This window comes from Primorskyibacter flagellatus, assembly GCF_900176485.1.
In the GTDB taxonomy this organism is placed as follows: Bacteria; Pseudomonadota; Alphaproteobacteria; order Rhodobacterales; family Rhodobacteraceae; genus Primorskyibacter; species Primorskyibacter flagellatus.
On sequence record NZ_FWYD01000001.1, the window covers coordinates 141,782 to 166,523 of the forward strand.

The following is a 24,742-nucleotide window of genomic DNA, read 5'->3' on the forward strand; positions in this document are numbered from 1 at the left end:
TTTTCTACATCGCCGCGCAAGGCACCAGTGAAACGACATTGCTTCGGCTGTGCAGCCGCGTTCTCATGCGGCCTTGGCACGCAGCGCCGCAACCGTTAAGAGGGGGCAAAACCAGTGGTATAGACCGCTACCCAATCGCAGACAGGGGCCGCTTGTGAGCAATTCCGACAGTTTCATTGATGAGGTGACCGAAGAGGTCCGCCGCGACAGGCTTTTTGCGCTGATGAAGCGCTATGGCTGGATTGCGGTGCTGGTCGTGATCCTGCTGGTGGGCGGGGCGGCCTGGAACGAATGGCGCAAGGCCAGCGCCCGGGCCTCTGCCGAACAGCTGGGCGATGCGATTCTGGCTGCATTGGAACAGGACGACGCGCAGGAACGGGTTTCGGCCCTGACCGCGATCGACGCGCCGACCCCCGGCGGCAAGGCGCTGCTGCATCTGCTGACCTCGTCCGAACAGGCGAGTGCCGGGGATGATGCGGGCGCGCGCAACAGCCTTGATGCGATCAGCGCCGATGCGGAAGTTCCCGAAATCTACCGCCAGATCGCGGCCTACAAGGCGCTGACACGCGGCGGCACGGACATCACTGTCGAAGACCGACGCCTGCGGTTCGAAGGGCTGGCCACGCCCGGCAGCCCGGTGCGTCTTCTGGCCGAAGAACAGCTTGCGCTGATTGATATTGAAACCGGCGAGCGTGACGCGGCGTTGACCCGCTTGCAGGCGCTTCTCGAAGATGCCGAGATCACCTCGGGCTTGCGTCGGCGGGCAACACAGTTGATTGTTGCGCTTGGTGGCACGCCGGGCGAAGTTTCCGCCGGGTAGGCAAGGCGACCGACGGGCGCAAATCCGTGAAGCAGGACGATAAGGGGACGATGCTGTGCTGAAATTTAGCGGGATGGCCGGTTTGGCCGGGCTGATGTTGCTTGGTGCCTGTGGAGAACGTGAAGTGATCCTGCCGGGCGAACGGCTGGACCTGCGCGAGGTCTTGCAGGCCGAGGATGGCTTTGTCGATCAGGCCGATGCGCTGAATGACGGCATCAACCGCGAGGCACCGATCCGCCTTCCTGCCATGTCCACCAATGGCAGCTGGCCGCAAGCCGCGGGCAGCGCGTTGTTTCGCGTTGACCACGCGCAGCTGGGCCGCAACCTGACCCCGGTCTGGTCCACAAGTATCGGGCAAGGCGACAAACGCCGGGCGCGGATCTCGACCGATCCCGTCGGCGGATCTGGACGCATCTTTACCATGGACAGCGCCTCGACCGTGACCGCGACATCGACCGGCGGCGCGACGCTGTGGCAGACCTCACTGACCCCGGCGCGCGATGGCGCGGGCGATGCGGGCGGCGGCGGTCTGGCGCTTGGGGACGGCACGCTTTACGTTTCGTCCGGCTTCGGGACCCTGACGGCGCTCGACCCGGCAACCGGTGCCGAGAAATGGCAACAGAAACTGCAAGCCAGCGGCACAGGCACGCCCAGCTATCATGACGGCATCGTCTATCTGGTCGCGGGCGACAGCACCGCCTGGGCGCTTGAGGCCGATACCGGCCGCATCCGCTGGCAGGTTGACGGGCTTTCGGACGTGAACAACGTCGCAGGTGGCCCCGCACCCGTGGTCAGCGACAAGCAGGTGGTGTTCTCCTTCGGCTCCAACGAGGTGCAATCGACCTTCCGCAAAGGCGGCATCCGGCTGTGGAACGCCTCGCTTGCCGGTCAGCGGGCGGGCTATGCCGCGGCTGGCATCGGCGATGTGACAGGCGATCCGATGCAGGTCGGCAATGTGCTTTACGCGGGCACGCATTCGGGCCGCACCATGGCGCTGAACGCCGATAGCGGCGACAGGATCTGGACCGCACGGGACGGGGCGCTGGATGCGCTTTGGGTCACCGGCGGGTCGGTGTTCTTCGTGTCCGACCGCAACGAGCTTTTGCGTCTGGACGCCACTGACGGCAGCCGGATCTGGGCGGCGCAACTGCCCGGCTATACCCGCGAGAATCGCCCGCGCAAACGCAAGGCGATCCACGCGCATTTCGGTCCGATCCTTGCTGGTGGCCGGCTGGTCATCGCGTCCTCGGACGGGCAGATCCGCAGCTTTGACCCGGTCAGCGGCGCGCTGGTCGGCAGCACTGCGATACCCGGTGGCGCGACGTCGCGGCCCATCGTCATGGGCGGTGTGCTCTATGTCGTGTCGTCCAATGGGCAACTCCACGCTTTCCGTTGACGCCGAATTGCGCTATCGGGGCTGTCTGACGCGCCTTGGAGCCTGAAAATGTCCTTCACCCTCGCCATCGTGGGCCGCCCGAATGTGGGAAAATCCACGCTGTTCAACCGCCTTGTCGGCAAACGCCTTGCTCTGGTCGATGACCAGCCGGGGGTGACGCGCGACCTGCGCGAAGGCGATGCCCGCCTTGCCGACCTGCGCTTTACGGTGATCGACACCGCCGGTCTTGAAGAGGCCACGGACGAATCCCTGCAAGGCCGGATGCGCAAGCTGACCGAACGCGCGGTGGATATGGCCGATATCTGCCTGTTCATGATCGACGCCCGTGCGGGCGTGACGACCACGGACGAGGTGTTTGCCGAAATCCTGCGCAAACGCGCCAAACATGTGATCCTGGCGGCCAACAAGGGCGAAGGCGCTGCCGCCGATGCCGGCGTGATCGAGGCATACAGCCTTGGCCTGGGCGAACCCATCCGCCTGTCCGCCGAACATGGCGAAGGGTTGAACGACCTTTATTTGCATCTGATGCCGCTGGCTGACGGTTTTGCCGAACGGGCCGCCGAGGATGCGCCAGAGGTCGATGTGACACTGGACGAGGACGAAGCCGAGGCTGGCGAAGACGGCCCGGCGCTGCGTCCCATTACGGATGCGAAACCATTGCAGATCGCCGTCGTCGGCCGGCCCAATGCCGGCAAATCGACGCTGATCAACCAGATTCTGGGCGAAGAGAAACTGCTGACCGGGCCCGAGGCCGGGATCACCCGCGATGCAATCTCCAGCCGCACCAGTTGGGAGGGCACGCCGGTCCGGATTTTCGACACGGCCGGCATGCGCAAGAAGGCCAAGGTGCAGGACAAGCTGGAAAAGCTGTCCGTATCAGACGGGTTGCGCGCGGTGAAATTCGCGGAGGTGGTCGTCGTGCTGCTGGATGCCGAAATTCCGTTCGAAAGCCAAGATTTGCGGATTGCCGACCTTGCCGAACGCGAAGGCCGCGCCGTGGTGATCGCCGTGAACAAATGGGACATCGAAGAAGACCGGCAGGGCAAGCTGCGCGATCTCAAGGAAGCGTTTGAACGTCTGCTGCCGCAATTGCGCGGCGCGCCTTTGGTCACGGTGTCGGCCAAGACGGGCCGGGGGCTGGACCGGCTGCACGCCGCGATCATGAAGGCGCATGATGTCTGGAACCGCCGCGTATCCACCGCGCAGCTCAACCGCTGGCTGACCGGCATGCTGGAGCAGCACCCGCCGCCCGCGCCACAGGGCAAGCGCATCAAGCTGCGCTACATGACACAGGCCAAGACCCGGCCGCCGGGCTTCGTGGTGATGTGCTCGCATCCCGACAAGCTGCCTGCCAGCTATTCGCGCTATCTTGTGAACGGGCTGCGCGAGGATTTCGACATGCCCGGCACGCCGATCCGGCTGTTCATGCGCGGCCAAAGCGACAAGAACCCCTTCAAGGGCCGCCGCAAGACCAATGCGGGCGCGCTGACCAAGCATCTGGGCAAGCGCTCGAAGTAGCGGTTTTCAGATTGAGCGCTTCCGCGCGCTCTTTTTTCAGCAATTTGCAGCGTGACGCGACAGCCTTTCGGGTAGGGACCCCGGAAGGCTGTTTCGATTCGAGTATTTTTACCAAGAAGAAGCCATCACGACGGAGCCCTTGGTGAAGGAAATTTACGAGCGAAATCTTGCCATTGGCGGGTTTGACGACAGAGGCGGCGGGAACCTGCACGCAGGCTTGGCGGGGGTCCGCGCAGAGCTGGTCAAAACCGGATGCCGATGCATTTTTCCGCCGGGTTTTTCGGCAATCTTCTGCCTGTCGGTGGCACCTATCTGCCGATTTCACGGGCGGTGCCCAAAGCGCTCCGGTTGGGCTTGAAAGGGGCGCGAAAGAGGGCTTTGTCATGGGCATGACGGACGAAACGCCGTCGATTTCGCGGCCATGAATGGCCGTGCAACTCAACCTAGGAGAAGACTTATGAAACTCGCAGCACTCACACTCGGAACTGTCCTTGCTCTTGGTGCAGCACAGGTTCATGCCGAGACCATGGTCGAGGATATGGATGCCAGCGGAGCCTATTCGATGGAAGAGCTTCAGGCGGCCTATCCCGATCTGACCGAGGATGGGTTTGCCCAGATCGACACGTCGGGTGACGGTGAAGTCGATGCCGACGAGCTGGCCGCCGCGCGCGAAGCCGGTGTTGTCGCTGAATAATTGACGGCAGGGCCTCCGCCTTGCAGCGGGGGCCCGTCGCGCACCGGGGGCGTGCCTGAGAAGGCGCGCAACCCGGTGCCTCTTGGCTTTCGGGTCTATTCGGTATCGGTGCCGCGCAGGGCGAGGATCACCAGAATGCCGATGACGGCCAGCGCCGTCACCGCCACGTTCAGCGGGTCGGAATTGGCAACCACGATCCCCACCAGCGCCCAGATGATGGTGATGCCGTAGCTGGGTGCACGGTGCAGGAAATATTGCGTGGCCACAGCACCTGCCAACCCAAGGCTCAGCGCCAGTAGCGCCGCGGGGGTTTCCGACAACCAGCCATATCCGCCCAGCAAAAGCCCGACCGACACTGCCGAGGCGGCTGTCAGCCAGCCCGCATAGACCGCGATCGGCGCCTGTTGCCACCAGCGGTCGGTATCGCCCGACTTGAACAATGCCATCAATGCCGTGCCAAGCATGATGAAGATCAGCACCGTGGCAAGGACCGGCGAGAGGTTGGCCAGCGGAATCCAGACAGCTCCCACCGCCATGCTGGCAAAGAGCCAGGGCCGCATCGGTGCCCAATCTGGATCGTCCCACCGGCGGATCAGGCCAAAGCCGCTGCCGGCAATGAGCCACGCATAGATCAGCCCCCAGATCGAGAACGCGTACCCCGCAGGCTGCACGGGCGGGTTGACCTGCGGGACCGGAAAGCGGTCAGGAGGGAACCCGCTGAACCCCTGCGACAGCAAGGGAGAGGCGGCAAAACCCACCGCCGCCAGCAGCACGAGGGGGGCCCAGACTCGTGTCATGCAGTGTGCTCCTCAGACCAATGTGCCATCGGCGCTCAGCCGGGTCTTGCCGCGCAGCCAAGGGTGCAGCGCCTCTGGCAGATCGACCGAGCCATCCTCTTGCTGGCCGTTCTCCAGTACCGCGATCAGGCAACGCCCCACCGCAAGGCCAGAGCCGTTGAGCGTGTGCACATATTCCGGCTTGCCGCCGCCTGCGGGTTTGAACCGCGCATTCATCCGGCGGGCCTGAAACGCATCGCAGACCGAGACAGAGCTGATCTCGCGATAAGCGTCCTGTCCGGGCAGCCAGACCTCGATGTCATGGGTGCGGCGCGCGCCAAAGCCCATATCGCCGGTGCAGAGCGCAACCGTCCGGTAAGGCAGGCCCAGCCGTTCCAGAATGCCCTGTGCACATTCCGTCATGCGGTCCAGTTCCGCGCGGCTGTGATTGGGATGGGTCACGCTGACCATCTCGACCTTCTCGAACTGGTGCTGGCGCAGCATGCCCGCCGTGTCACGGCCCGCAGAACCAGCCTCGGACCGGAAGCATTGCGAATGCGCGACATAACGGCGGGGCAGGGTGTCTTCGTCCACCGTCAACCCGTTCACGATATTGGTCAGCGTCACCTCGGAGGTCGGGATCAGCCACCAGCCATTCGTCGTCTGATAGCTGTCCTCGCCGAATTTCGGCAATTGCCCGGTGCCCAGCATCATCTCTTCGCGCACCAGCACGGGGGTCCATGTTTCGGACAGACCGTTTTCCTCGACATGCGTGTCCAGCATGAATTGCGCCAGCGCCCGGTGAATGCGCGCGACACCGCCCGACAGCACGACAAACCGCGCGCCCGACAGTTTTGCGGCGGTCTCGAAATCCATGCCCGGTTTCACGCCCGCCAGATCGTAATGTTCCCTTGGGTCAAAATCGAACGCGCGCGGGGTGCCCCAGCGGTGCGTCTCGACATTGTCATCCTCGTCGGTCCCGTCCGGCACATCGTCATGCGGCAGGTTGGGCAGGGTCAACAACAGCGCGGTCAGCCGCTCATCCTCGGCTTTTGCCGTCGCCTGCATGTCCGCCATCTCGGTCTTTTTCGCGGCCACCAAGGCACGCAGACGCTCAAACTCTGCCTCGTCACCGCGGCCCTTGGCGGCCCCCACTTCCTTGGACGCCTTGTTCTGTTCGGCCTGTGCGGTCTCTGCGGCGTGGATCGCGGCACGGCGCGCCTCGTCGATGGCCAGAACATCCGACGACACCGGCGCAACGCCTCTGCGGGACAGCGCCGCGTCAAAAGCAGCCGGGTTTTCGCGGATGGCGCGGATGTCATGCATCTGTCTGGTCCTTCGTGATGAATCGTTCTGTGCGGCGTTATGCACCAGAATTCGCGCGGGCGGTACTGGCGGTTTTGACGCTGTTGTGCTGCGCATGTCAGGGGCGCGCCGCCCATGTTTTGCCCGTGAGGTGCATTGGACGCAACCCGCAACGCTGCGCGATTGCCTGACTCCGCATGTGTTTTGCCGGACTGCCGCTGTTTTGTCAGGGGGCGTCCGTCATCCGGGTCAATACCCAGTCTCCTACAGGGGCACCCAGACTGGCCGTGCTGTTCGCGCCATTGACCACGCCCACAACATGCCAGATGCCGTCAACCTGCTGGAAGACTGGCCCGCCAGAGGTACCGCCTCGCGCCGGACAGGACAGCCACAGCTGGGTATCGCTTAGCCGCTGACAATCGAACCGCGCGCCCAGCCGGTGCGGCCGGTTGTCCTGATATCCCATGATCGCGACGATCCCAGGCTGCGGTGCGTGGATTGCAAACGGTGTCACCTCCAGCGGGTGTTTCAGCCACATCAAAGCGATGTCCGATGGGCCGGGCTTGTCGGCATAATCGGGGTGCACCAAGACCCGTTGGGCAGCTGAATCGCCGGCATAGTCCCCGCCCAGCCAGCCCGCGACGAAATGCAAGCGGCTCAGCGGAATGACCCCGTTGCGCCCCTGCACGCAATGGGCGGCGGTCAGCACCAGATCAGGGCCGATCAGCGTGCCGGAACACAGCGCCTTCTGATTGAACCCCGCCTGATTGACCCGCCCGACGGCCTGCCACGCGGCGTGATCGTCGAGCGGCAAGGCAGGCAATTCGGCCTGTGCCTGCACCCCAAGACCCAGCGCAAGGAGGACCGACGCCCAAAACCTGACGCGCCGCTCTGCGATCACCCCGGTCAGTGCGGCGGCGTGCCGGGCTTTGGGGGCGGGTGTCAGCGGGGGTATGTGGCACCGTGGTCTCTGTCCGGCAAAGTCCGGGTCGCTTTCCGACGCGGCGTCTTTGTCACTGCTGGCCCGTTGCATGGCGCGTCCCCTTGATGTCCCGAATAGAAGTCCCGACGCCCCTCGCGACGAGTGCAGCGGGCGGCTTGGCGGCACCCTATCGTCGCTGCGTCTTGGCGGCAATCGACACGGATTTGCCGCGCAAGGGGCATTTGTACACACCGGCGGCACAAAAAGCACAAAACGCCCCGATCAAGCCGCCTTGCAATGCCCCGGCTCTGCGCATAGGTTCCGCCAGAATTTGCGGGGGGCCACCCCGCCTGAACCAACGGAGCCTTCCCATGGACACCAGCGCCATCGCGCAGTTTCTGCCCCTCATTCTGATCTTCGCGATCATGTATTTCCTGCTGATCCGTCCGCAGCAGAAAAAGCTGAAAGAACATCAGAAGATGGTAAGCGCCCTGCGTCGCGGCGATCAGGTTGTCACCCAGGGTGGCCTGATCGGCAAGGTCGTAAAGGTGAAGGAAAACAACGAGCTGGAAGTTGAGCTTTCCGAAGGCGTAAAGGTTCGCGTGGTGCAATCCACCATCGCGCAGGTGCTGTCCAAGACAGAACCCGCCGACACCTGATCCGCCCAATTTCTGCCTCGTAGACGGAGCGGCCTTATGCTGCAAATCGACCTTTGGAAGCGCGTGCTGATATGGGCAGTCTGTATCGCGGGCCTGGCGCTGGCCCTGCCCAACGCCTTCTACACCCGCGTCGAGACGCATAACGACGCCGTGGCTGCCATAGAGGTTGCAGGCGAGACACCGGAACTTGCCGCGAAATCAGCAGGTTGGCCGTCTTTCCTGCCGTCGTCCCTGGTCAATCTGGGCCTTGATCTGCGCGGCGGAGTGCATCTTCTGGCAGAAGTTCAGGTCGAGGATGTCTACAAGGCGCGGATGGATTCCATGTGGCCGGAATTGCGAAACGCCCTGCGCGATGCGCGCAACGATGTCGGCACGATCCGTCTGCAACCTTCCGGCGATGATGAACTTCGCGTGAAGATCTCGCAGCCCGAAGGCATGGCGCGGGCGATCGAGGTTGCGCGCGCACTGTCGCAGCCCGTCAGTTCGATCACCGCGGCGGGCGCGCGCGATCTGGACGTGTCGGGCGATGGCGATGTGCTGATCGTCACCCTGTCCGAGGCTGAACGCACGGCGATGGATGACCGCACATTGCAGCAAGCCCTTGAAATCATTAGGCGCCGGATTGACGAGGTTGGCACACGCGAACCCACGATCCAGCGTCAGGGCGCCGACCGCATCCTGATTCAGGTGCCCGGCATCGGGTCCGCGGAAGAGTTGATCGCGATCATCGGCACCACCGCGCAACTGACCTTTCAGCCTGTCATCGGACGCGGCTCGAATGCCGATGCCTCCGTGCCCGGCGGACAGGAAGTGCTGCCATCGCTTGATGAAGAAGGGCTATATTACACGCTGGAAACCGCGCCTGTGGTCACGGGCGAAGAGCTGACCGACGCGCAACCGGCCTTTGACCAGAACGGGCGTCCCGCCGTGAACTTTCGCTTCAACCCGACAGGGGCGCGGAAATTCGGCGATTACACCGCCCAGAACATCGGCAGCCCCTTTGCCATCGTGCTGGATAACGAGGTGATCAGCGCGCCGGTGATCCAAAGCCATATTCCGGGCGGTTCGGGCATTATCACGGGCAATTTCACCGTCGAGGAATCCACCAAACTCGCCGTGTTGCTGCGCGCGGGCGCGCTGCCTGCGGGCCTCAACTTTCTCGAACAGCGCACCATCGGACCAGAGCTTGGCCAGGACAGCATCGACGCAGGGAAGATCGCCTGTATCGTCGCCTTCGTTGCGGTGCTTGTCTTCATGTTCCTCAGCTACGGCCTGTTCGGCTTCTTTGCCAATATCGCGCTGCTGATAAATGTGGGTCTGCTTTTCGGACTGCTCAGCCTGATCGGCGCGACGCTCACGCTGCCGGGGATTGCGGGCATCGTGCTGACCATCGGCATGGCGGTGGATGCCAATGTGCTGATCTTCGAGCGTATCCGCGAAGAGCTGAAATCCGCCAGAGGCCCGGCGCGAGCCATTGATCTGGGCTATGAAAAGGCGCTGTCGGCGATCACCGACGCCAATATCACCACCTTCATCACGGCCGTGATCCTGTTCGCCATGGGCTCTGGCCCGGTGCGCGGCTTTGCCATCACTCTGGGCATCGGCATTCTGACATCCGTGTTCACCGCGATCTTCGTCACCCGCCTGCTGGTGGTGATGTGGTTCGAACGCACCCGCCCCAAGACGATCGAGGTCTGATCCATGCGCCTGAGACTGGTACCCGAGACGACGAACTGGGATTTCTTCAGCCGCTCAAAGCTGTGGCTGGGCATTTCGGCCTTCATGATCGTGCTTGCCCTGATCTCGTTCGGGGCGCGCGGGCTGAATTACGGCATCGACTTTCGCGGCGGTACGACCATCCGCACGCAAAGCGAACAGACGGTGGATGTGGGCGCGTATCGTGACGCGCTGGCCGCGCTGGAACTGGGCGACATCACCATATCCGAAGTGTTCGACCCCAATTTCGGGCCAGAGCAGAATGTGGCGATGATCCGCATTCAGGCCCAGGACGAGACGGATAGCGTTTCATCCGAAACCATTGTCGCCGCTGAAAACGCCTTGTCCGAGGTGACCCCGGATATCAGGTTCGTGTCGGTGGAATCGGTTGGCCCGAAAGTCTCTGGCGAGTTGATCCAGACCGCCGTGATTGCGGTCGTTCTCGCGATCTTTGCGGTGCTCGTCTATATCTGGCTCAGGTTCGAATGGCAGTTTGCGCTTGGGGCCGTGGTCGCGCTCGTGCATGACGTGGTGCTGACCATCGGCGTGTTCTCCGAGGTCGGCATCAAGTTCGATCTTGCGATCATCGCGGCGCTTCTGACCATTGTGGGCTATTCGTTGAACGATACGGTCGTGGTGTTCGACCGCGTTCGCGAAAACCTTCGAAAGTTCAAGAAGATGGAGCTTAAGGAAGTTCTGAATGTCTCGATCAACGAGACCCTGAGCCGGACCTTCATGACCTCGATCACCACGCTGATTGCGCTGATCGCGCTGTTTGTTCTGGGCGGCGACGTGATCCGTGGCTTTGTCTTTGCGATGATCTGGGGTGTTGTCGTGGGCACCTATTCGTCGATCTTCGTGGCCTCGACCTCCCTGCTTTGGTTGGGCGTCAAGCGCGATTGGACAAAGACGGATGGCAAGGCCGGAACGCAATTCGCGGATATTGATGCCTGACCTGTCGGCAAGGGCGCTGTAACGCGCGTCTGCCGTTGGCCATCTCTTTCGCGGGCGTTACGCTGGCGGTACCAAGCGGAAAGCCGCTGTGCGACTGAAGGAGAAGGACATGCGCCTGAACGAGATTGTCTTTACCGATGCCCAGCCCGTCGAGGGCTATGGGTCGGGCTATTTTCGGATCGGCGGCAAAGTCGTGGAAGGCCCGGTTATTCTAAGCGCGGGAGGTGTGCAAAGCTGGGGCGGCTATGACGACCGCGCGCCGCTTTTGGCGCTTGCCGAGGACATTGACGTGCTGTTCGTCGGCACAGGTGCCGAGATCCTGCATTTGCCGCGTGACTTGCGCGAAGAATTGGAGGCCGCGGGCATGGGGATCGAGGTGATGAACGCGCCCTCGGCCTGCCGGACGTATAATGTGCTGCTGTCCGAAGGTCGGCGCGTGGCACTGGCCGCGCTGCCGGTTTGAGCGTGCCGGTGGGGCCTTGCCGGGGCAGTAATCAACATCACCCGCGCGCATTTGATCTCTTTTGTCCGTGCGGGCAATGAATTAAGCCCGACACCATGACATTGCATGCCATAGATCTCAGCGTCTCGCGTGGCGGGGTTGCGGTGCTGGAAGGGTTGAATTTCAGCCTTTCACCCGGCACGGCGCTTGTGTTGCGCGGGCCGAACGGGTCCGGCAAGACAACGCTTTTGCGCACCGTCGCGGGCTTGCAGCCGCCCTTGGCCGGGCGGGTCGAGGGGGGTGGCGAAGAGATTGCCTATGCCGCCCATGCTGACGGGTTGAAGGCGATGCTGAGCGTGTCCGAAAACCTGTCTTTCTGGGCGTCGGTCTTTGGCACCGGTGACATCGTGGCGGCACTTCGCGCCTTCGATCTGGAGGCCCTGTCGGATCGGCTCGCCGGGACACTCTCGGCGGGGCAGAAACGTCGTTTGGGATTGGCGCGGCTCATGGTGACGGGGCGCGCGATCTGGGTGCTGGATGAACCAACAGTCTCATTGGACGCGGCGTCTGTCGAACTGTTCGCCGCAGCCGTGCGCACCCATCTGGGGCAGGGCGGATCGGCGCTGATCGCCACCCATATTGATCTGGGACTGGACACTGAACTGCTGGATGTCACGCCCTTTCGCGCCGTCTGGCGGGCCTCTGACCCGGACGAGGCGTTCCTGTGATCGCGTTGCTGACACGCGATCTGCGGCTTGGCGTGCGCGCGGGCGGCGGCTTTGGTCTTGGGCTTGCGTTCTTTCTGATCGTGACGGTGCTGGTGCCGTTCAGTATCGGGCCGGAAAGCGCCCTGCTGGCGCGGATCGCTCCCGGCATCCTGTGGCTGGGGGCGCTGCTGGCCTGCCTTCTGTCGCTGGATCGCATCCTTGCGCTGGACTGGGAGGATGGCAGTCTGGATCTGCTGGCGACCGCGCCCTTGCCGATGGAAGGGATCGTCAGCATCAAGGCGCTCGCGCATTGGATCACCACCGGCCTGCCGCTGGTGCTGGTGGCGCCTGCGCTTGGCGTGCTGCTGAACCTGCCGGGGCCGGGGTATTTGTGGGTGACGGCCTCGCTGTTGCTGGGCACGCCCGCATTATCGGTGATCGGCACCTTCGGGGCGGCGCTGACGGTGGGCATCAAACGCGGCGGGCTGCTTTTGTCGCTGTTGGTCCTGCCGCTATATGTGCCGACGCTGATCTTCGGGGCAGAGGTCGCGCGACGTGGCGCTGCCGGGCTGGAGGTCGTGACGCCGCTGACCATGCTTGCAGGGATCACTTTTGGCGTGATCGCGCTATTGCCATTTGCCTCTGCGGCAGTGTTGCGGATTAACCTGCGCTGAACCATCTGTTAGGACGGCGCGGAACTGATGTAGGAGGAGGCATGGCCTCTATCTGGGAATATGCGAACCCGGTGAAATTCATCCGGACCACCGACAGGCTGTTGCCCTGGCTGTCGGCTGCGGCGGTGGTGACGCTGCTTGTAGGGCTGGTCTGGGGGTTCTTCTTCACGCCGGACGATTACCGGCAGGGATCGACCGTCAAGATCATCTACCTGCATGTACCGGCCGCGCTGATGGCCATCAATGCCTGGCTGATGATGCTGGTGGCGTCACTGATCTGGATCGTGCGCCGCCACCATGTCAGCGCGCTTGGCGCCCGTGCCGCCGCCCCCGTGGGTGCGGTGATGACGGTGATCGCGCTGGTCACCGGCGCGCTTTGGGGCCAGCCGATGTGGGGGACGTGGTGGGAATGGGATCCGCGGCTGACCTCGTTCCTGATCTTGTTCCTGTTCTACCTTGGCTACATGGCGCTGTGGGCCGCGATCGAGGATGACGACACCGCCGCCGATCTGACCTCTATCCTATGTCTGGTGGGGTCGGTCTTTGCGATCCTCAGCCGCTATGCGGTGAATTTCTGGAATCAGGGTCTGCATCAGGGCGCGTCGGTGATGCGTGCGGGGGCGCTTGCGGGCGATACCGAGGAACGTGTCAGCAATGTATTTGCCGTGCCGCTTTTCGTGTCGATGGCAGGGTTCGCGCTGCTGTTCATCGCGCTGGTTTTCCTGCGCACACAGACCGAAATCAGGGCGCGCCGGACACGGGCCTTGATGGCGCGGGAGAGGATGGGGTGATGCCGGATCTGGGGAAATACGCGGATGTCGTACTGTCATCCTATGCAGTGTCGATCCTGCTGATCGTGGCCCTGGTCGGCGTCAGCTTCTGGCGCGCGCGCCGGGTCAAGGCAGAGCTGGACCGGGTTGAAACAAGGGGAACACGCCGTGGCTAAGATTTCACCACTGATGATTGCACCGCCGGCGATCTTTGCCGGGCTGGCCGCATTGTTCTACGTTGGCATGTTCCGCGACGATCCGCAGGGTTTGCCCTCCACCCGGATCGGACAGCCCGCACCGGCGATTACCGAGACTGCCCTGACCGGCTATCCCGCGCTCGAACCGGGGGCGCTAGCAACGGGCGAGGTGACGCTGGTGAATTTCTGGGCAAGCTGGTGTCCGCCGTGCCGCGCCGAACACCCCAAGCTGCTGGAACTGGAGGCACAGGGGATGCGGATCGTCGGAGTGAACTTCAAGGATCAGGCCGAGGACGCACAGAAATATCTGGCCGAGTCGGACAGCCCGTTCATAGCCGTTCCGTTTGATCCCAAGGGCCGCAGCGCGATTGATTGGGGCGTGACCGCGCCACCCGAGACATTCATCGTCGATGGCGATGGCACAGTGCTGTTTCGCTTTGCCGGACCGTTGGTCGGATCAGATTATGAGAACCGTTTCGCGCCCGAGCTGGAAAAAGCATTGGCTGACTGACGCTTGCCGTCCCGGCCCGAACCGGGCCGAGACGACGCGCATTTGCTATGAAATACCAAGAATAGCGGGACCCTTATCTCAGGGCGTGATCGCGCAATGTTCCGATGCGCTGAGCGAGGGGCAGGCCGGGGGCGACTTGGTGCTGGCCTGGGCACCGTAAACGACAAGAATGCTCAATGCGATGATCTGCGCGAATGTGATCGTGTTCTTCATGGTCTCTGCCTCTTTGCTTGCCCTTCAAATGGGGCATTACAGCAAATGACATAAGGGGAAATGTTCGGGCTGGCGCGTCACGAAGCCGTGTTTGGCGAAGACCCGCGCATAGCAGGGTTGCACAAAACGAAAAGGCGCGCCACCGAAGCGACGCGCCATTTTCTGCATTGAACCCCATCAGCTTGGGGTTGTGGGGCCTGACGGATCAGGATGCCGCGAGGTTGCGAAGCACATAATGCAAGACGCCGCCATGCTCGATATATTCAATCTCGATCGCGGTATCGATCCGGCATTTCAGCGTGATTTCTTTTTCGGTGCCGTCGGCATAGGTGATGGTGCAAGGCACATCCTGAAGCGGTTTGATCGTGTCCAGACCCGAGATTGAGACCGTCTCGTCACCCGTCAGCTTCAGCGATTTGCGGGTGTCGCCGTTGGTGAATTCCAGCGGGACGACGCCCATGCCCACCAGGTTGGACCGGTGGATACGCTCAAAGCTTTCGGCGATGACTGCCTTGACGCCCAGCAGGGCCGTGCCCTTGGCCGCCCAGTCACGGCTGGAGCCCGCACCGTATTGCTCGCCACCGAAGATCACCAGCGGCGTGCCGTTTTCCTGATAGGCCATCGCGGCGTCGAAGATGGCCGCCTGTTCGCCATCCGGGCCTTTGGTGTAGCCGCCTTCGACCCCGTCCAGCATCTCGTTCTTGATGCGGATGTTGGCGAATGTGCCGCGCATCATCACCTCATGGTTGCCGCGACGGCTGCCATAAGAGTTGAATTCGCGCGACGGCACCTGACGCTCTGTCAGGTAGCGGCCAGCGGGTGTGGTGTCCTTGAACGACCCGGCGGGGCTGATGTGGTCGGTGGTAACCATGTCGCCCAGCAGAGCCAGAACACGTGCACCTTCGATATTGCTGATGGTGCCCGGCTCCTTGCTCATGTTCTGGAAGTAGGGCGGGTTCTGGATATAGGTCGATGTGGACGGCCAATCATAGGTTTCCTGTTGCGGAACCTCGACGCCCTGCCATTTTTCGTCGCCTTTGAAGACGTCGGCATATTTCGACTGGAACGCCTCGCGCGTCACGGTCTGTTCGACCAGATCCGCGATTTCCTTTGTGGTCGGCCAGATGTCCTTGAGGTAGACGTCGTTGCCGTCCTTGTCCTTGCCAAGACTGTCTTTGGTGATGTCGACATTCATGTCACCCACCAGCGCATAGGCCACGACCAGGGGCGGCGATGCCAGATAGTTGGCACGCACATCCGGGCTGATCCGGCCTTCGAAGTTGCGGTTGCCCGAAAGGATCGACGTGCCGATCAGGTCATTATCGTTGATGCATTTCGAGATTTCCTCGGCCAGCGGACCGGAGTTGCCGATACAGGTGGTGCAGCCATAACCGACAAGGTTGAACCCGATCTTGTCGAGGTCTTTTTGCAGGTCCGCGGCCTCCAGATAGGCAGACACGACTTGCGATCCGGGGGCGAGGGATGTCTTGACCCATGGTTTGCGGGTCAGCCCAAGGGCCGCCGCCTTGCGTGCCACGAGGCCCGCGCCGATCATCACATAAGGGTTCGACGTGTTGGTGCAGGACGTGATCGAAGCGATCACGATAGAGCCGTCATGCAACTGGTAGTGGCTTTTCTCTGTCGGAACGAAACCCCGTTTGTGATGACCTTCATCCCCGGGGATGTCTGTGGGTTCCGGCGCGCCGCCTTCACCTTCCCAGCGGACTTCGGAACTCGCGCTGGTGTCTTTGCCTTCGCGGATGCCCTTGACGTAGTGGCCAAATGCGGTGGCCGCGGAATCCAGCGCGATGTAGTCCTGCGGACGCTTGGGACCGGAGATCGCAGGCACGATGGTGCCCATGTCCAGCTCCAGCGTGTCGGTATAGACGGGATCGTAATCCGCGCCGCGCCAGAAACCGTTTTCCTTGGCATAGGCCTCGACCAGCGCAACGCGGTCGTCTTCACGGCCGGTATTGCGCAGATAACGCAGGGTTTCTTCGTCGATCGGGAAGAAGCCGCAGGTGGCACCGTATTCCGGTGCCATGTTGGCGATAGTGGCACGATCCGCCAGTGGCAGATTGTTCAGACCGTCACCGTAGAATTCCACGAATTTGGAAACCACGCCCTTTTCACGCAGCATTTCCACGACTTTCAGAACCAGGTCGGTGCCGGTGGTGCCTTCGACCATGCGGCCGGTCAGTTTGAAACCCACGACTTCGGGGATCAGCATCGAGATCGGCTGACCCAGCATCGCGGCCTCAGCCTCGATCCCGCCAACGCCCCAGCCCAGAACGGCCGCGCCGTTGACCATGGTCGTGTGGCTGTCGGTGCCGACCAGCGTGTCGGGATAAGCGACGACATCGCCGTTCTGGTCCTTGTCGCTCCAGACGGTCTGGCTGAGATATTCCAGGTTCACCTGGTGGCAAATGCCGGTGCCCGGTGGCACAACGCGGAAATTGTTGAACGCGGTCTGGCCCCATTTGAGGAAAGTATAGCGCTCCATGTTGCGCTCATACTCTCGGTCCACGTTCATCTGGAAGGCGCGCGGGTTGCCGAATTCGTCAATCATGACCGAGTGGTCGATGACCAGATCGACCGGGTTCAGCGGGTTGATCTTCTGCGGGTCGCCACCGAGATGCTTGATGCCGTCACGCATGGCGGCAAGGTCAACCACGGCGGGGACGCCGGTGAAATCCTGCATCAGTACGCGGGCCGGACGATAGGCGATCTCGCGCGGGTTCTTGCCGCCTTTGGTCGCCCATTCGGCAAACGCCTTGATGTCGTCGACGGTGACGGTGTTGCCGTCCTCAAACCGCAGCATGTTTTCCAACACGACCTTCAGCGCGGCGGGCAGTTTCGAGAAATCCCCAAGCCCGGCTGCTTCGGCTGCGGGGATCGAGTAATAGGCGAAAGACTGGTCGCCGACAGACAACGTCTTGCGTGTCTTGGCTGTATCCTGACCGACTGTGATGGGCATTATTGGCTCCCTTGCGAAATGCGGGTGATAAGGGTGTTGCTGGCTGTTATCTGCCCTAACCTGACGTGCCAATCAAGGGGGGTGCGTCGTTATGTATACCATTGCACACCGAATTTGGGCCGCCAGATCCAGAAATTGCGACACCTGACACGGAACAGGGTGTCAATGCGTCCGCTTTCGTCGCTGAGGCGAGAGATTGGCGGTGCCAAAATGGTGGCGACTCGGTTCTTTGGGACAGCTCTCGGGTTATCGCAAATCCTTGATTGGCTATTTCAGCATGATCGTTTTAATGACGTTGGGATACTTCAAACGGAATAGAGTGACGCATGCGAAAGCTGGTTGGATGGATCGCCACAATCTGGATAGCGCTGGCTGGCGCTGCTGCGGCGCAGGACCATCCGGTGGTGGTAGAGCTTTTCACCTCGCAGGGTTGTTCCTCTTGCCCGCCTGCGGACCAACTGCTGGGTGAGCTTGCCCGGCGTGACGATGTGATCGCTCTGGCCCTGCATGTCGATTATTGGGACTATATCGGCTGGAAGGATGTCTTCGCCCAAGCCGGATTCACCAAGCGGCAAAAGGCCTATGCTGCGGCCGCCGGTCATCGCAGCATCTACACGCCGCAGATGGTCGTGCAAGGGACAGAGGATGTCGTCGGCAACCGCAGGATGGATGTGGCCGATCTGATCCGCAAACACGAATCGCAACGTCTGCCCGTGTTGGTGGAACTTGCCCGCAACGGTTCAGAACTGGTGATTTCGGCCCGCGCCCTGCGCTCTGCCGGTCCGGCAGACATTCATCTGGTGCGCTACGAGCCCGAAACTGTTGTTGCGATAAAGCGCGGCGAGAATGCCGGGCGGACGCTGACCTACCACAATGTCGTGACTGACTGGCGGGTTCTGGGACGCTGGGACGGACAGGGCACCTATAAGGCACGCCTGCCGATTTCGGGTCCACGTCCACTGGTCGTATTGGTTCAGCGCGCCGGTCACGGCCCGATCTTGGCGGCTGCACGTTTGCGCTGACGTTTTGGCTTCCACCGGCGGTGGATCCAGAACCACTGTTCGGGATGGGCCTCGATCCGGCGTTCCAGCGCTTGTGTCACTTGCCGCATCATCTCTACCGGGTCGCCATGTGGTACCGGCTCATCGAATTCGATGTGGAAATTTTGCCCGTCCGGTTGTCTTGTACCGAAGAACGGGATCAACAAGGCTCCGGTTTTTAGCGCGATATCGGCAGCCGAGGTGACCGTCGGGGCGGGCTTTCCCAAAAACGGCAATGGCGTGCCCGAACTGTCGTATATGTCGAACAGCAACACCCCCATGCCACCCTCACGGATATGGCGCATCAACCCCAGCGTACCGCGGCGGCCCTGTTCAAAGACGGGGCCGGACAGGGCATGCATATTGGCGGCGTAATGTGCGTTGAAATAGGCGTTGGACATGGGCCGGTACAACCCGCCGATTTCGAATCCGCGCGCAACAAGTGCTGCACGAGGTGCTTCGAAATTACCAAAATGTCCGGTGACAAAAACCACCGGGCGGCCTTCGGCGCGGGCCTGTTCTGCGGCGTCAACACCCGGCCCATGCACGGGCGTGTTGGCCATTCTGCGCAGCAAGCCTTTGACGTCGTAATTCTCGATCATCGTGCGCCCGGCATTGTCGGCCACGGCATCTGCGAGCCGCCTGCGTTCCGCTTCGGGCAGGTCCGGCCAGACATGGGCAAGGTTGGCCATGGCGCGGTCCCGGTATCCGGCAAGCGGCGCGACGATGCGGCTGATCAGCCGACCCATCAGCCAGAGCCGTGCACGCAGCGGCAAAAACAGCGCCAGCCGGATCATCGCCCGTAATGCGCGATCGGTCATCCAGTCGCCAAAGCTGCCCTTGGGGGGCGTCGAAGATGTCTTGTCTGGCACGTTTGTGGCGGCTTTCCTTGAAAGGACTGCCGAGACATAGGCCGAGGCAGGAACGATCACAAGCATCGGGCCATTTGTATCGCACCGTTACATTGCCAGTATCGGCTGAGTTCACTCTTCTTCGTCAGGCTGGACCAATGTGATCTCGCCGGCTTCGACCAAGGACAGTATACCGGCAACAACAGTGTTCATCGCCGCCTCGCCGTCCTTGCGTTTTGGCGTGCCGCGCTCTTCGATCTGTTCGCGAATCTGTTCCGACATGCGCTTGCCCAGATTTTCGAGCATGTGGTCGCGGGCCTCGTCCTGCCCGGTGGTCGCTGCAAAGGCCAGCGCGGTCACCATCGCGTCACCATCGGCGTCGCGCAGGATGCGCGGCACATCCAGCGCTGCGATCCGCGTCGGAATGTCAGAGAAGGTGAAGATCGCTTTGCGGACGGCTTGCGCAAAGACGCTGTCAGTCTCATCCAATCCGCTCAGCACATCGTCGCGGGTCAGCGATGGCGAGACGTTCAAAATCGCCCCGACCCGATTTTCCGGAGCCGCATTGAAGGCGCGTTCGGGCTTGTTATCAAGCTGGCTTGCAAGGCTCAGACCTATCCGGTCAACGGCATCCGGGGTGACAGCGCCGGTCTGCGACACTGCGTAGGCGATCAATCTGGCCTGGGCACCGGGCAGCTTGCCCAGCACCTCTGCCGCGCGGGTCACATCAATTTTTGACAGGGCAACGGCGGCAACCTCTGTGCTTTCAGCCTCGAGCATACGGCGCAATTCATCGGCTGATAGGCGGGCGATGCGCGCCCACGGATCGCCCGCCTGACGCACGCCCGCCTCTTTGCGAAGGCGTTGGGCGGTCTGGGCGCTGATCTTTCCGTCCAGCGCCGACAAGGCCCCCGCGATCCCTTTGGGAAAGCTAAGCCCAACACCGCCGAGTTCGTCGGCGAATTCGGTCAACACCTCGTTCAAAGTGTCGGTGTGCACATAGTGCATGTCGCCAAGCTGTTGGGTCAGCGTGGCCTGCAAGTCATCGGGCAGGGTGGTCAGGGCCACCTCTGCACCTTCATTCAGAATGAACTGCACCACGATCGCCGCCTTCTGGCGGCGGGTCAATACAGGGGTCATGCCGACCGGTGGGCGGGCGACAGGTGAAGCCAATGTGGCGATCTGTGTCTGGTTCGTCATCCGTTCAGGACCTCGTCCGGCTACATCCCGTATGGTCCCGACCTAACCCGAGTCAGGTGAACAAACCCTGAACGAGTGACGTTTGATCGCAGTTTATTCTTTTTGCCTCAGCCGGTCACTTGCTCGACACAGCTGCCCGATGCGCTGTCATAGACAGTGCCCTGAGCGCAGGACATCGCCTCGCTATGGCCCGAACAGGACGCCCAAGCGCCGACTGCGGGAATGATTGCCAGAGCCGTGGCGGCCAGAATTGTCTTGAGGTTCATTGCAATTCTCCATTTGGTCTGTGGAGACAAGATAACACAGCCTTGGCCTGCGACAAAACGCGAAGACACAGGTTCAATGAGATCGGCGTCAGCTTGCCGTCGCGCACCGGGATCTGGCTGGAAGCGCTGGAACGTTCGGGCGTCTGTCTGTCAGCAAAATAGCGACGCTTCAGGCAGGCATGAAAAGACTTCCCTCGCGACGTTGACAAAACGAAAATCCCCCACTGTCGGACAGTGAGGGATCGTAATTTACGGGTCTAGTCGCTTCAACCAAACACGCGTTTGAAGATCGTGTCGACATGTTTGGTGTGATAACCGAGGTCGAATTTCTCTTCGATTTCTTCTTTCGACAGGGCGGCTGTGACCTCGTCATCGGCCAGAAGTTCTGTCTTGAAATCGGCGCCCTTCTCCCAGACCTTCATCGCGTTGCGCTGGACAAGGCGATAGGAATCCTCGCGGCTGACACCGGCCTGCGTCAGCGCCAGCAACACGCGCTGCGACATCACCAGACCTTTGAATTTATTCATGTTGGCCAGCATGTTGTCGGGATAGATCACCAGCTTGTCGATCACCTGCGTCAGCCGGGCCAGCGCAAAATCCAGCGTGATGGTGGTGTCGGGGCCAATGTTGCGCTCGACAGAGCTGTGGCTGATGTCGCGCTCGTGCCAGAGGGCTACGTTTTCCATCGCGGGAACCACGGCCATGCGCACCAGACGCGCCAGACCGGTTAGATTCTCGGTCAGCACCGGGTTGCGTTTATGCGGCATCGCGGAAGAGCCTTTCTGACCGGCCGAGAAGAATTCTTCGGCTTCCAGCACCTCGGTCCGTTGCATGTGGCGAATCTCTGTCGCGACATTCTCGATAGAGCTGCCGACGACGCCGAGGGCTGCGAAGAACGCGGCGTGGCGGTCGCGCGGGATCACTTGCGTGCTGATCGGTTCGGGCTTCAGCCCCATCTTTGCGCAAACATGTTCTTCAACCGCGGGGTCGATATTGGCAAACGTGCCAACCGCGCCGGAAATCGCACCGGTGGCAATCTCGTCGCGGGCGGTGGCCAGACGGGTGCGGTTGCGGTCCATCTCGGCGTAGAAACGCGCGAAGGTCAGGCCCATGGTCGTGGGTTCGGCGTGGATGCCGTGGCTGCGGCCGATGCGGACGGTGTCCTTGTGTTCCAGCGCGCGGCGTTTGAGCGCCTCCAGCAGTTTGTCCATATCGGCCAGCAGGATATCCGCCGCACGGACCAGTTGCACGTTGAAGGTGGTGTCCAGCACATCCGAAGAGGTCATGCCCTGATGCACGAACCGCGCTTCGTCATTGCCGATGATCTCTGCCAGATGGGTCAGAAAGGCGATCACGTCATGTTTGGTCACGGCTTCGATCTCGTCAATCCGGGCGACGTCGAATTCCACGTCCTTGGCTTTCCAGACCGCTTCGGCATTTGCCTTGGGGATCACGCCCAGTTCGGCCTGCGCATCGCAGGCATGGGCCTCGATCTCGTACCAGATGCGGAACTTGGTCTCGGGCGACCAGATTGCGACCATGTCGGGGCGGGAATAGCGGGGGATCATCGGCGGGCCTTCCAAGCTGCAAACGGGATTGCGCGGGGTTTAGACCCAAGCGGCCTTGCCCACAAGGCAGTAGCGCCCCGACCAGCGTGCCATGGCAGCTGGTCGGGGCCGAAACGGTTCCTGACGTCAACCGGCGCGGCGCGTCAGACCAGTTCCGTCAGCACCTTCGCGCCGCGTTCCAAGCTGCGATGGACAGGGCATTTATCCGCGATCTCCAGCAGTTTGGCGCATTGCTCTTGTGACAGCTCACCTTCAAGCGTGATCCGGCGGCGGAACGTGTCGATCTTGTCAGTACTTCCAGAGGACGCATCCTGCGCGTGGACCTTGTCGTGGCGAACATCCACCGAGACGTGATCCAGCGGCCAGCCCTTGCGGCGCGCATACATGCGGATCGTCATCGAGGTGCAGGCACCCAAACCGGCAGCCAGGAACCCGTAGGGCGACATGCCACGATTGCTGCCGCCATAAGCCTCAGGCTCGTCGGCCAACATGTGATGATCAGGGCCGTTTTGTACGTCTTGCAGGAAGCCGTCCGGATCAGCCTCTGCCACGCGGACCACGCCTTCGGGCGCGCCGGGGGGCGGTGCGGGCGCTGGCAAATCAAGGTAGCGTCCGGCCCAGGCGGCAATCACCTGTGCTGCATATTCTGCATCGCTTGCGCGGCTGACCAGATGGTCGGCATCGTCCAGCGTGACAAAGCTTTTCGGGTGTTTCGCGGTGGTAAAGATGCGTGTCGCATTGGAAATATCCACAACGCTGTCGCGCGGCGCGTGCATCACCAGCAGCGCGCGTTTTAGGCCGGAAATGGCGTTTTCAAGCTTTTCCGACGTGACGTCCTGTACGAAATCCTGCGAGATCGTGAAGGTCTGCCCGCCCAGATCAACCTCTGCACGGCCAGTCTCGGCAATCTTGTCCAGTGCGTCGGAAAAGTTATGCGTCACATGGGCGGGATCGAAGGGGGCTGCGATGGTGACGACAGCGCGCACGCTGTCGATGCTGCCCGCCGCGCGCAGCACAGCCGCGCCGCCCAGTGAGTGACCGATCATAAGCGACGGTGCCATGCCGCGCGCGCCAAGATAGGCGGCGGCGTTGTGCAGATCATGCACATTTGACGAGAAAGACGTATTGGCAAACTCACCGCCTGAATGTCCAAGCCCGGTGAAATCGAACCGCAGAACGGCGATCCCCATTATCGCAAGCCGACCCGCGATCCTACGCGCGGCGGCGATATCCTTGGAACAAGTGAAACAATGCGCAAACAGCGCCGTGGCCAGATGCGGCCCCTCCGGCAGGTCGAGCCGCGCGGCGAGCGAGGCACCCGCGTGGCCGTCAAAAGTGATACGTTCGGTGGCCATGGCGGCTCCTTTCTGATGTGATTGAAAGGGTAAGCAGACATGCGCCTGCCCGCCAGAGATGTGTCATGGCTGTCACGTCAAGGTGACGGCCGGTGTTGTTTGGTGTTCAGCAGAAATCGGACCTTGCGGGCGGAGTGGCCAATTTCGCATAACCGTCCGCACGCCCGATGCTGGTCAGTCTTGTCGCGTTGCAACGCGCCCGCTGCCTGTTGCAACCATCAAGAGCGGGCGCATCTTCATCTAAAGCCTTACATTTTCCATTTAGGCCATTGATAGGTCAATGTTAAAGGTGATCTTTAACTTATCCTCCGATCCGTTGGGCCGCGTAGACAATCGCGCGTTGATAGTTACCACTGTCATTCCAGGCAGACAGCGCCTGAAAGTTGCGTGTGCCTTCGCCATAAGGTTGACCGGGCTGCCAGCCGTTCTGGCGCAGCATATTGGCGGCAGAGGCCAGCGCGTCGACCGCGCTATACGGATCGGCCTTGCCATCGCCGTTGGCGTCAACACCGTAGCGCAGCCAGTTCTCGGCCAGAAACTGCATATGCCCCAATTCGCCCGACGGGCCACCCTGCGTACTGGTCGAGATCACACCGCGATCCACCAATTTCAACGCCGCGATCGCGCTGCCTTCAAAGCGCGGATGCCGTCGGCAATAGGAGGCCAGCGTGACCGCCCCGTCGACGATGGGCGTCTTGCCAAGATAGCCGCCCCAGCTTGTTTCCAGTCCCCAGATTGTCACCAGAAGGTCGGCCGGTACACCGTAAGTGCGTTCGATCGATGAGAACGTGTTGGGATTCTTGCTTTTCTTCGAGCGCGCCATGTTGATGAAACTTTGCGCAGAGCTGCCCGAACGCTTGGCGAGAAACGCCGCCGGATCGCCGTATGAGACGCCGCTTTGGCTGGACGGGTTGGATTCGAACCGCCATGTCAGGCTGGACAGGGATGCGCTGCCAAGCGCCTGAAGGCCGCTCTGGCCCACGCCATTGGACGCGGCCTGTTGGCTGAGACCTTGCTTATAGGCACCAAAACTGCCCTTGTTCGTGATGCAATTCGCCGCCAATGCCGGAGAGGCAGTCAGCAGCGACAGGAAAAGAGCGGTGAAAATCGGACGCATTGCGGTCTCCGGAATAGGTAACTGATCCAGACGACCCTACCCGCAGAGATGCTCTGGGCCAAGAGGGAAGGCAAATGCGGTTTTTCGGTGCGGT

At 61.8% G+C, this 24,742-nt stretch carries 25 protein-coding genes; 14 read left to right on the forward strand and 11 right to left on the reverse strand.

Features of this window, described 5'->3' with window-relative positions; genetic code table 11:
• Positions 1–154: 154 nt before the first annotated feature.
• The 4 genes from B8991_RS00640 (at position 155) to B8991_RS00655 (ending at position 4,428) form a co-directional block, all read left to right on the forward strand.
• Positions 155–820 carry a hypothetical protein gene (locus B8991_RS00640; protein ID WP_084349874.1) on the forward strand — a complete coding sequence of 222 codons (666 nt, stop codon included), beginning with the start codon at positions 155–157 and terminating at the stop codon, positions 818–820.
• 55 nt (positions 821–875) lie between these two features.
• A complete protein-coding gene (locus tag B8991_RS00645; RefSeq protein WP_328588437.1) occupies positions 876–2,216 on the forward strand; it encodes a PQQ-like beta-propeller repeat protein in 1,341 nt (446 codons plus the stop codon).
• 48 nt (positions 2,217–2,264) lie between these two features.
• A complete protein-coding gene (gene der / locus B8991_RS00650; RefSeq protein WP_084349876.1) occupies positions 2,265–3,734 on the forward strand; it encodes a ribosome biogenesis GTPase Der in 1,470 nt (489 codons plus the stop codon).
• A 457-nt stretch (positions 3,735–4,191) separates the two neighbouring features.
• On the forward strand, positions 4,192–4,428 hold the full coding sequence (locus tag B8991_RS00655) for a hypothetical protein (RefSeq protein WP_084349877.1): 237 nt from the start codon (positions 4,192–4,194) through the stop codon (positions 4,426–4,428).
• Positions 4,429–4,523: 95 nt separating this feature from the next.
• On the opposite strand, the gene B8991_RS00660 is transcribed toward B8991_RS00655, so the two are convergent.
• The 3 genes from B8991_RS00660 to B8991_RS00670 form a co-directional block, all read right to left on the reverse strand.
• Entirely contained in the window at positions 4,524–5,225 is a 702-nt protein-coding gene (locus B8991_RS00660) for a hypothetical protein (protein WP_084349878.1), read from the reverse strand.
• A 12-nt stretch (positions 5,226–5,237) separates the two neighbouring features.
• Complete coding sequence (gene serS, locus B8991_RS00665; RefSeq protein ID WP_084349879.1) at positions 5,238–6,530, reverse strand: serine--tRNA ligase; 1,293 nt, start codon at positions 6,528–6,530, stop codon at positions 5,238–5,240.
• A gap of 205 nt (positions 6,531–6,735) precedes the next feature.
• The gene (locus B8991_RS00670) at positions 6,736–7,542 is read right to left on the reverse strand and encodes a trypsin-like serine peptidase (protein WP_084349880.1); all 807 of its coding nucleotides are present in this window, start codon (positions 7,540–7,542) and stop codon (positions 6,736–6,738) included.
• Between the two features lie 260 nt (positions 7,543–7,802).
• Between B8991_RS00670 and yajC the strand changes: the two genes are divergently transcribed.
• The 9 genes from yajC (at position 7,803) to B8991_RS00715 (ending at position 14,061) form a co-directional block, all read left to right on the forward strand.
• The gene (yajC, locus tag B8991_RS00675) at positions 7,803–8,090 is read left to right on the forward strand and encodes a preprotein translocase subunit YajC (protein WP_084349881.1); all 288 of its coding nucleotides are present in this window, start codon (positions 7,803–7,805) and stop codon (positions 8,088–8,090) included.
• A gap of 36 nt (positions 8,091–8,126) precedes the next feature.
• Positions 8,127–9,788, forward strand: a complete 1,662-nt coding sequence (gene secD, locus B8991_RS00680) for a protein translocase subunit SecD (protein ID WP_084349882.1) — start codon at positions 8,127–8,129, stop codon at positions 9,786–9,788.
• Between the two features lie 3 nt (positions 9,789–9,791).
• On the forward strand, positions 9,792–10,760 hold the full coding sequence (secF, locus tag B8991_RS00685) for a protein translocase subunit SecF (protein WP_084349883.1): 969 nt from the start codon (positions 9,792–9,794) through the stop codon (positions 10,758–10,760).
• Between the two features lie 109 nt (positions 10,761–10,869).
• Complete coding sequence (locus B8991_RS00690) at positions 10,870–11,223, forward strand: Mth938-like domain-containing protein (RefSeq protein WP_084349884.1); 354 nt, start codon at positions 10,870–10,872, stop codon at positions 11,221–11,223.
• A gap of 95 nt (positions 11,224–11,318) precedes the next feature.
• Positions 11,319–11,930: a heme ABC exporter ATP-binding protein CcmA gene (gene ccmA, locus B8991_RS00695; protein ID WP_084349885.1), complete on the forward strand. Its 612-nt coding sequence runs from the start codon at positions 11,319–11,321 to the stop codon at positions 11,928–11,930.
• The gene (gene ccmB, locus B8991_RS00700; RefSeq protein ID WP_084349886.1) at positions 11,927–12,583 is read left to right on the forward strand and encodes a heme exporter protein CcmB; all 657 of its coding nucleotides are present in this window, start codon (positions 11,927–11,929) and stop codon (positions 12,581–12,583) included. The genes ccmA and ccmB overlap by 4 nt, the downstream gene beginning before the upstream one ends.
• A gap of 41 nt (positions 12,584–12,624) precedes the next feature.
• Entirely contained in the window at positions 12,625–13,374 is a 750-nt protein-coding gene (locus B8991_RS00705) for a heme ABC transporter permease (RefSeq protein WP_084349887.1), read from the forward strand.
• Complete coding sequence (ccmD, locus tag B8991_RS00710) at positions 13,371–13,529, forward strand: heme exporter protein CcmD (RefSeq protein WP_179141397.1); 159 nt, start codon at positions 13,371–13,373, stop codon at positions 13,527–13,529. Before B8991_RS00705 ends, ccmD begins: the two co-directional genes overlap by 4 nt.
• Complete coding sequence (locus tag B8991_RS00715; RefSeq protein ID WP_235866499.1) at positions 13,522–14,061, forward strand: DsbE family thiol:disulfide interchange protein; 540 nt, start codon at positions 13,522–13,524, stop codon at positions 14,059–14,061. Before ccmD ends, B8991_RS00715 begins: the two co-directional genes overlap by 8 nt.
• Before the next feature lie 78 nt (positions 14,062–14,139).
• Here the strand turns inward: B8991_RS00715 and B8991_RS22115 are convergent, their stop codons facing one another.
• Positions 14,140–14,274 carry a hypothetical protein gene (locus B8991_RS22115; protein ID WP_268876722.1) on the reverse strand — a complete coding sequence of 45 codons (135 nt, stop codon included), beginning with the start codon at positions 14,272–14,274 and terminating at the stop codon, positions 14,140–14,142.
• A gap of 205 nt (positions 14,275–14,479) precedes the next feature.
• Positions 14,480–17,251 (reverse strand): aconitate hydratase AcnA, encoded by a 2,772-nt coding sequence (gene acnA / locus B8991_RS00720; RefSeq protein ID WP_084349890.1) that lies wholly within the window; start codon positions 17,249–17,251, stop codon positions 14,480–14,482.
• A 326-nt stretch (positions 17,252–17,577) separates the two neighbouring features.
• Here acnA and B8991_RS00725 point away from each other — a divergent pair, with 326 nt between their 5' ends.
• Positions 17,578–18,273 (forward strand): DUF1223 domain-containing protein, encoded by a 696-nt coding sequence (locus B8991_RS00725; RefSeq protein ID WP_084349891.1) that lies wholly within the window; start codon positions 17,578–17,580, stop codon positions 18,271–18,273.
• Here the strand turns inward: B8991_RS00725 and B8991_RS00730 are convergent.
• The 6 genes from B8991_RS00730 to B8991_RS00750 all read right to left on the reverse strand — a co-directional run bounded on the left by B8991_RS00730 (position 18,237) and on the right by B8991_RS00750 (position 24,648).
• Positions 18,237–19,112, reverse strand: a complete 876-nt coding sequence (locus B8991_RS00730) for a lysophospholipid acyltransferase family protein (RefSeq protein WP_235866519.1) — start codon at positions 19,110–19,112, stop codon at positions 18,237–18,239. The two genes, B8991_RS00725 and B8991_RS00730, sit on opposite strands and share 37 nt — an antisense overlap.
• Before the next feature lie 162 nt (positions 19,113–19,274).
• Complete coding sequence (locus B8991_RS00735; protein WP_084349893.1) at positions 19,275–20,342, reverse strand: flagellar motor switch protein FliG; 1,068 nt, start codon at positions 20,340–20,342, stop codon at positions 19,275–19,277.
• A gap of 107 nt (positions 20,343–20,449) precedes the next feature.
• On the reverse strand, positions 20,450–20,608 hold the full coding sequence (locus B8991_RS20995; RefSeq protein ID WP_143514456.1) for an adenylosuccinate lyase: 159 nt from the start codon (positions 20,606–20,608) through the stop codon (positions 20,450–20,452).
• Positions 20,609–20,874: 266 nt separating this feature from the next.
• Positions 20,875–22,176: an adenylosuccinate lyase gene (gene purB / locus B8991_RS00740; RefSeq protein WP_084349894.1), complete on the reverse strand. Its 1,302-nt coding sequence runs from the start codon at positions 22,174–22,176 to the stop codon at positions 20,875–20,877.
• Positions 22,177–22,319: 143 nt separating this feature from the next.
• Complete coding sequence (locus B8991_RS00745) at positions 22,320–23,531, reverse strand: bifunctional alpha/beta hydrolase/OsmC family protein (RefSeq protein WP_084349895.1); 1,212 nt, start codon at positions 23,529–23,531, stop codon at positions 22,320–22,322.
• Positions 23,532–23,832: 301 nt separating this feature from the next.
• Entirely contained in the window at positions 23,833–24,648 is an 816-nt protein-coding gene (locus B8991_RS00750; protein ID WP_084349896.1) for a lytic murein transglycosylase, read from the reverse strand.
• Positions 24,649–24,742 lie beyond the last annotated feature (94 nt).

Coding starts and splice junctions, on each gene's coding strand:
- B8991_RS00705 (WP_084349887.1), top strand. CDS start 12,625: ATGGCCTCTATCTGGGAATATGCGAACCCGGTGAAATTCATCCGGACC.
- secD (WP_084349882.1), top strand. CDS start 8,127: ATGCTGCAAATCGACCTTTGGAAGCGCGTGCTGATATGGGCAGTCTGT.
- B8991_RS00750 (WP_084349896.1), bottom strand. CDS start 24,648: ATGCGTCCGATTTTCACCGCTCTTTTCCTGTCGCTGCTGACTGCCTCT.
- purB (WP_084349894.1), bottom strand. CDS start 22,176: ATGATCCCCCGCTATTCCCGCCCCGACATGGTCGCAATCTGGTCGCCC.
- B8991_RS00660 (WP_084349878.1), bottom strand. CDS start 5,225: ATGACACGAGTCTGGGCCCCCCTCGTGCTGCTGGCGGCGGTGGGTTTT.
- B8991_RS22115 (WP_268876722.1), bottom strand. CDS start 14,274: ATGAAGAACACGATCACATTCGCGCAGATCATCGCATTGAGCATTCTT.
- B8991_RS00725 (WP_084349891.1), top strand. CDS start 17,578: ATGCGAAAGCTGGTTGGATGGATCGCCACAATCTGGATAGCGCTGGCT.
- serS (WP_084349879.1), bottom strand. CDS start 6,530: ATGCATGACATCCGCGCCATCCGCGAAAACCCGGCTGCTTTTGACGCG.
- B8991_RS00670 (WP_084349880.1), bottom strand. CDS start 7,542: ATGCAACGGGCCAGCAGTGACAAAGACGCCGCGTCGGAAAGCGACCCG.
- B8991_RS00745 (WP_084349895.1), bottom strand. CDS start 23,531: ATGGCCACCGAACGTATCACTTTTGACGGCCACGCGGGTGCCTCGCTC.
- B8991_RS00735 (WP_084349893.1), bottom strand. CDS start 20,342: ATGACGAACCAGACACAGATCGCCACATTGGCTTCACCTGTCGCCCGC.
- acnA (WP_084349890.1), bottom strand. CDS start 17,251: ATGCCCATCACAGTCGGTCAGGATACAGCCAAGACACGCAAGACGTTG.
- B8991_RS20995 (WP_143514456.1), bottom strand. CDS start 20,608: ATGAACCTCAAGACAATTCTGGCCGCCACGGCTCTGGCAATCATTCCC.
- B8991_RS00655 (WP_084349877.1), top strand. CDS start 4,192: ATGAAACTCGCAGCACTCACACTCGGAACTGTCCTTGCTCTTGGTGCA.
- yajC (WP_084349881.1), top strand. CDS start 7,803: ATGGACACCAGCGCCATCGCGCAGTTTCTGCCCCTCATTCTGATCTTC.
- ccmA (WP_084349885.1), top strand. CDS start 11,319: ATGACATTGCATGCCATAGATCTCAGCGTCTCGCGTGGCGGGGTTGCG.
- der (WP_084349876.1), top strand. CDS start 2,265: ATGTCCTTCACCCTCGCCATCGTGGGCCGCCCGAATGTGGGAAAATCC.
- secF (WP_084349883.1), top strand. CDS start 9,792: ATGCGCCTGAGACTGGTACCCGAGACGACGAACTGGGATTTCTTCAGC.
- B8991_RS00690 (WP_084349884.1), top strand. CDS start 10,870: ATGCGCCTGAACGAGATTGTCTTTACCGATGCCCAGCCCGTCGAGGGC.
- B8991_RS00730 (WP_235866519.1), bottom strand. CDS start 19,112: ATGACCGATCGCGCATTACGGGCGATGATCCGGCTGGCGCTGTTTTTG.